At 70.2% G+C, this 5,492-nt stretch carries 6 protein-coding genes; 2 read left to right on the top strand and 4 right to left on the bottom strand.

Annotation, left to right across the window (positions count from 1 at the left end; all coding sequences use genetic code 11):
• Together B4E30_RS08690 and B4E30_RS08685 are read right to left on the bottom strand one after the other, a co-directional pair.
• Nucleotides 1–590, bottom strand: a 590-nt coding sequence (locus B4E30_RS08690; RefSeq protein WP_286794787.1) for a sigma factor-like helix-turn-helix DNA-binding protein, incomplete at its 3' end; no start/stop codon positions are given.
• Nucleotide 591: 1 nt separating this feature from the next.
• Nucleotides 592–954 carry a YciI family protein gene (locus tag B4E30_RS08685; RefSeq protein WP_286794785.1) on the bottom strand — a complete coding sequence of 121 codons (363 nt, stop codon included), beginning with the start codon at nt 952–954 and terminating at the stop codon, nt 592–594.
• 156 nt (nt 955–1,110) lie between these two features.
• On the opposite strand from B4E30_RS08685, the gene B4E30_RS08680 reads away from it, so the two are divergent.
• Both B4E30_RS08680 and B4E30_RS08675 read left to right on the top strand, forming a co-directional pair.
• Nucleotides 1,111–1,743 (top strand): hypothetical protein, encoded by a 633-nt coding sequence (locus tag B4E30_RS08680; RefSeq protein ID WP_286794783.1) that lies wholly within the window; start codon nt 1,111–1,113, stop codon nt 1,741–1,743.
• A gap of 51 nt (nt 1,744–1,794) precedes the next feature.
• On the top strand, nt 1,795–3,123 hold the full coding sequence (locus B4E30_RS08675; protein ID WP_286794780.1) for an MFS transporter: 1,329 nt from the start codon (nt 1,795–1,797) through the stop codon (nt 3,121–3,123).
• 21 nt (nt 3,124–3,144) lie between these two features.
• Here the strand turns inward: B4E30_RS08675 and B4E30_RS08670 are convergent, their stop codons facing one another.
• A complete protein-coding gene (locus B4E30_RS08670) occupies nt 3,145–4,182 on the bottom strand; it encodes a lactonase family protein (protein ID WP_286794778.1) in 1,038 nt (345 codons plus the stop codon).
• Nucleotides 4,179–5,171, bottom strand: coding sequence for a Gfo/Idh/MocA family protein (locus tag B4E30_RS08665; RefSeq protein ID WP_286794776.1), 993 nt, complete (start codon nt 5,169–5,171; stop codon nt 4,179–4,181). Before B4E30_RS08665 ends, B4E30_RS08670 begins: the two co-directional genes overlap by 4 nt.
• Nucleotides 5,172–5,492: the final 321 nt, after the last annotated feature.

The raw sequence follows: 5,492 nt of genomic DNA, 5'->3' as shown, positions 1-5,492 counted from the left end.
TCACCCGTGGGCGCGGCGTGCCCCTGCGTGTAGATCACGTAGACGACCTTCAGCACGTCGTCCAGGGAGTCTGCGAGCAGGTCGCGATCGGGGACCTCGAAGGGCACGCGACTGGCCGCGATCTTCTTCTTCGCCCGCACCAGGCGCTTCGCCATGGTCGCTTCGGTGACGAGGAACGAACGCGCGAGCGAGGCCGTCGGCAGGCCCACGACGTAGCGCAGCGTCAGCGCAACGCGTGCCGGCTCATCGAGCGCGCGGTGGCAGCATCCGAAGATCATCGCCAGCAGGTCGTCGGAGATCGGCCCGCGGTCGCGTTGCGGCAGCTCGAGCGCGGCACGCACATCGTCTTCTCGCCGCGCCCACCGCACATCGCGTCGGGCCTGATCGATCGCCCAGCGGCGCGCGACGGTGAGCAGCCACGCGCCCGGCGCGTCGGGCATCCCGTCGGCGTGCCAGCGTTCGGAAGCCACCGCGAACGCGTGCTGCGCGGCATCCTCCGCGAGATCGAGGTCGCCGAGGTCGGCGCGCAGGGTCGCGACCAGCCGCGGCCACTGCGCACCGAAGACCTCGGCGACCTCGGGATGCGGCACGCTACTGCTGCATCTGCGACACGTCGAAGATCGGCCGGATCTCGACCGAGCCGTAGTCGACGTTGGGGATCTTCTCTGCCCACGAGATCGCCTCATCGAGGTTCGCGACGTCGAGCACGTAGAAGCCGCCGAGGTGTTCCTTGGTCTCGGCGTAGGGCCCGTCGGTGACGACGGTCTTGCCCTCGCGCACGCGCACCGACGTGGCGGTGTCCTGCGGGTGGAGCGCTTCGCCGGAGACGAAGACCCCGGCGTCCTTGACCATCTGGTCGAAGGCGAACCACTCACCCATCTCCGCGGCTTCTTCGGGGCTCCCCGGCTGCGGGCTGACATCGGGGGCGCTGGCGAGGAGGAGCATGTACTGCATGGCGTGTCCTTTCGGTCTGGGAGCCGCCCGTCGCAGCCCCTCACTGAAGCGACGAACACCAGTGCACCAGATGGACACCCCCGCCGCACGACTTTTTCGAATGCGGGAATCCGCCACCCGGACGGGATTCCCAGGCGCGCACGGTGGACTGGCAGAGTGAGCCTGAAACGACGCCGACGGCGACGGCGCCTGACCCGCCGCCGCGTGGTCGGCGTGCAGGTCGGCGCGACCGTGGCGCTGGCCGGCTTCGTCGGCGTGTGGGGGCTCGTCGTCGCCGCCGACGTGGCCGATCCTCCGACCGAGGTGTGCAGCGCGCCCGGCGTGGTCGGCGAGGCGAGCGTCGCCGGGTACTCGCGAGACCAGCTGGCCCATGCGCTGACCATCATGCAGGTCGGCGCCGACGCCGGATTCGATGAGGTCGGGCAGCGCCTCGGTGTGATGGCGGCGATGGGCGAATCGGGGCTCCGCAACCTCGACTACGGCGACTGGGAGACGTCGGGCATCCGCAACCCCGACGGGTCTCGCACGTCGTCGATCGGGCTGTTCCAGCAGCAGGACTGGTGGGGCACGGTCGAGGAGCGGATGGATCCCGCGCGCGCCGCATCCCTGTTCTTCTCGCGGCTCGCGACCGTCGAGGGCTGGGAGGGGATGCCGCCCTCACGCGCGATCCACACCGTGCAGGTCAACACCGATCCCGACCACTACGCGCGCTGGGCCGATGCGGCCACCGCCGTCACCGACGCCCTCGCGGCGGATTGCTTCGGCGAAACGGCGAGCGCCGGAAAGTAGGATTTATCCGCTCGCCCTCGCGAGCCCATCCCCACCGTCGACGGGTCGCACGTGACATCATCCTCTGCCCTGCACACGCCCGGCTGGCGTACGTGGACGGTCTGGATCGTCGGGGTCGCCGCGTACGTCGTCGCGATCACGAACCGCACGTCGCTGTCGTCCGTCGGCGTCGACGCGGCGATCCGGTTCGACGCCGACGCCTCGGCGCTGTCGATGTTCGCCGTCATCCAGCTCGCCGTCTACGGTTCCCTCCAGGTGCCGGTGGGGCTGATCCTCGACCGCCTCGGCGCGCGCCCGGTGATCGCGGCCGGCATGGTGCTCATGGCCGCCGGGCAGCTCGTCATGGCCTTCGCCGACGCCGTCGGGATCGGCATCCTCGCGCGCGTGCTCATCGGCGCCGGCGATGCCGCGGTCTTCCCGAGCGTGCTGCGCGTGATCGCCACGTGGTTCCCGGCGCAGCGCTCACCGCTCCTGGTGCAGCTCACCGGCATCATCGGCCAGCTCGGCCAGATCGTCGCCGTCGTGCCGCTGGCCGCCCTCCTGCACGCCACGTCGTGGAGTGTCGCGTTCGGCAGCCTCGCCGGTCTCACGGTGCTGTTCGCCGTACTCACCTTCGCGGTCATCCGCAATCGTCCACCCGAGCGTCGCGACGATCCGCTCGACACCGCGGTCGACACCGACACCGGTGCGGTGCGCATCGTGCGTTCGGCGGCCGATCTGCGAGAGGGCTTCCGTGAGTCGTGGTCGCACCCGGCGACCCGGCTTGGCTTCTGGTCGCACTTCACCACGCCGTTCGCGGGAACGGCGTTCGTGCTGCTGTGGGGCTATCCGTTCCTCACCACGGGCGAGGGTCTCAGCCCCGCAGCCGCGTCGGGACTCATGACCCTGCTCGTGCTCGCCGGCATCGTCTTCGGACCGATCCTCGGGGCGCTCTCCTCACGGCACCCGACGCGCCGGTCGCGCTGGCTCGTGCTGCCGACGGTGGTGTTCCAGGCCGTCGCGTGGCTCGCGGTGATCGTGTGGCCCGGCGCCGCGCCGGTCTGGCTGCTGGTGATCCTCGTCATCGCGCTCGCCTCGGGCGGACCCGCCTCGATGATCGCCTTCGACCATGCCCGCGCGTTCAATCCGACGCATCGCCTGAGCACGGCGACCGGCATCGTCAACGGCGGCGGCTTCCTCGCCGCGCTGATCGCGATCCTCATGATCGGCGTCTCGATGGACCTGCAGGGCGCCGGCACACCCGAGACCTACTCGCTGGACGCGTTCCGCATCGCCTTCCTCACCCAGGTGCCGCTGTGGATCATCGGTTCCTGGGGAATCATCCGCGAGCGCAGCCGCACGATCCGGCACGTCGGCGGACCGGGGAATCTCCCCTGGTGACGCATCCGGCCGGTGCGGGCGCTAAAGGCGCGGTTCGATGAAGCGAACCCAGTTCGCGCCGCCACCGGTCTCGGCGCGCTGGAGGAGTTCGAGGTGCTGCCCGTGGACGGCGTAGAGAGAGACCGTCGTGCTCTTCTCACCCGCCGCGACCAGGTATCGACCGTCGGCGCTCAGCGCGAATCCGCGCGGCTGCGGCTCGGTGGGCGTGAAGGTCTCCGCCGGGCGGAGAGAGCCGTCTGCGGCCACGGGCACCGCCGCGAGGCTGCTCGTCGAGCGCTCCGATGCCCACAGGTGCTTCTGTCCGGCACCCCAGTGCAGATCGGCTCCCCACAGCGCCGGGTTGACGGTGGGATTGCCCCCGAACACGCCGAGCGGCAGGCCGACGGCGACATCGTGCGCCGCGGTGGATCCGTCCAGAACGAGCGTCCCCGCCTGCCGGTCACGGTGCAGACGCACGATCTCGGCGCTGAACTCCGTCAGCACGTAGACGCTGTCCTCCGCGGCGTTCAGCGCCAGGTGGCGGGGGCCGATGCCGGGCGGGAAGGCGACGGTGGGCGGACTCAGCGGCTCCAGCGAAGGCTCATCGGTGATCGCGTACTGCGCGACGAGGTCGTCGCCAAGCGAGACGAAGTAGGCGAACCGACCGGATGCATCCGGCAGCACCGCGTGCAGGTTCGCATACGCGATCTCGGAGACCGGAGCGCTCACGACGCCGTCCGTCACGGTGCTGAGGATGCCGTACCCGCCGCCGTAGGAGGCGCCGAGCAGCACCCCGCCGTCGTGAGTGAGGGCCAGGTAGTTCATGCCGCCCCGCGGCAGATCGCGCCGCGAGACCTCCGTCAGCACTCCGGCTGCGCGGTCGAGCGAGAGCGTGACGATGCCCGCGGGGTCGCCCTTCACGGCGGCGTAGACGAGGTCGCGCGCCGAATCGACGGCGAACGTGGAGCATCCCGTCAGCCTCTCGGTAACCGACAGGCGCTCGAGCGCTGCCCCGTCGAAGCGGAACAGCGACAGGGATCCGTCGCCGGCGTTGGCGACGAGCACGAGGGAATGGGTCATGAGGGGTCCTGTTCGATCGGGAGAAGTCCGGCCGACCGGCGCGCCGTGGTGGCGACGGCGAGCACGGCCTGGCTGTGGTCGAGACGTCGGTCGCGCTCGGCCGTGTCGTGACGGGCGATCATGTCGACGAACGCGCGGAACTCCTCCACCATGCGATGCGGATGCACCGAGAGGTCGCGGGTCTGCACCTCTTCGCCGCGGCGCTGGGATCGCACGACCGGCATCGCATTAGGTGCTCCGTCGACGGCGATCCAGCCGTCGGTGCCCTGGATCTTCGAGCGGATCGGGCCGTCGGAGTCCTTCGCGCACACGCACACCGCGGTGCGGTCGCCGTACTCCAGCACGAGCACGCCGGAGGTGTCCACGCCCCGCTCGAGGTTGGCGGTGTAGCGCACGCTCTCGGGGCGCCCGAGAAGCCCCACGACGAAGTGGATCGTGTAGATGCCGATGTCGAGCAGCGCTCCGCCACCCTGCTCCGGGTCGAACGCCGGGAGCACCTCACCGGCCCGGAACCGGTCGAAGCGCGACGAGAACTGGGAGTAGTCGCACTGCACGACGCGGATCTCCCCGACGCTGTCGAGGTGCTCCTGGATCCAGCGGTAGTTCGAGAGGTACACCGTGCTGATCGCCTCGACGAGGATGAGATCGCGCTCCTCGGCGAGGTCGCGCAGCTCCTGCAGATCGCGCTCATCGAGCACGAAGGGCTTCTCGCACACCACATGCTTGCCGGCCTCCAGGGCCTTGCGCGCATACTCGGCGTGCAGCGAGTTCGGCACCGCGATCCACACCGTGTCGATGTCGGGATCTGCGAGGCAGGCATCGAGGTCGAGGTGCACGCGGTGGATGCCGAACTCGTCCCGCATCGCGGCGAGGCGATCGGCTGACGCCGGACGCCCGCAGATCGCGACGAGGTCGAGGCCGTCGACGGCGGCGGCGTGGGGCAGGAAGTCGCGGACGATCATCCCCGACCCCAGCACGGCGAGCTTCATACGGATCTCTCCTCGGGATGCGATCGGGCACGCGGATGGCGTCGCAAGACGCGGCTCTCCCCATCGTATGCGCGGCCCCGGACGGACCATAGGCGCCGCATAAGCCTCCATAGCGCGGTGTCAGCCGGTCGCGGGGTGCCGGATAGGCGGGGTGCGTATCCCTGAATGCATGGAACCCACGCCCCGCCGCAAACGCCGCACCCGTCGCCGGAACGTGATCATCGCGTCGGCGCTGACGACCACGCTCACCCTCTCGGGCGCCGCAGCGTGGGCCGCGGACCGCTACCTCGTGCAGCACGTCGAGATCGACGATGTCGCCGC

The sequence above is a fragment of the Microbacterium sp. UBA3394 genome (assembly GCF_002358725.1).
GTDB classification, from domain to species: Bacteria; Actinomycetota; Actinomycetes; order Actinomycetales; family Microbacteriaceae; genus Microbacterium; species Microbacterium luteum.
This window is presented reverse-complemented; position numbering and strand designations above follow the sequence as displayed.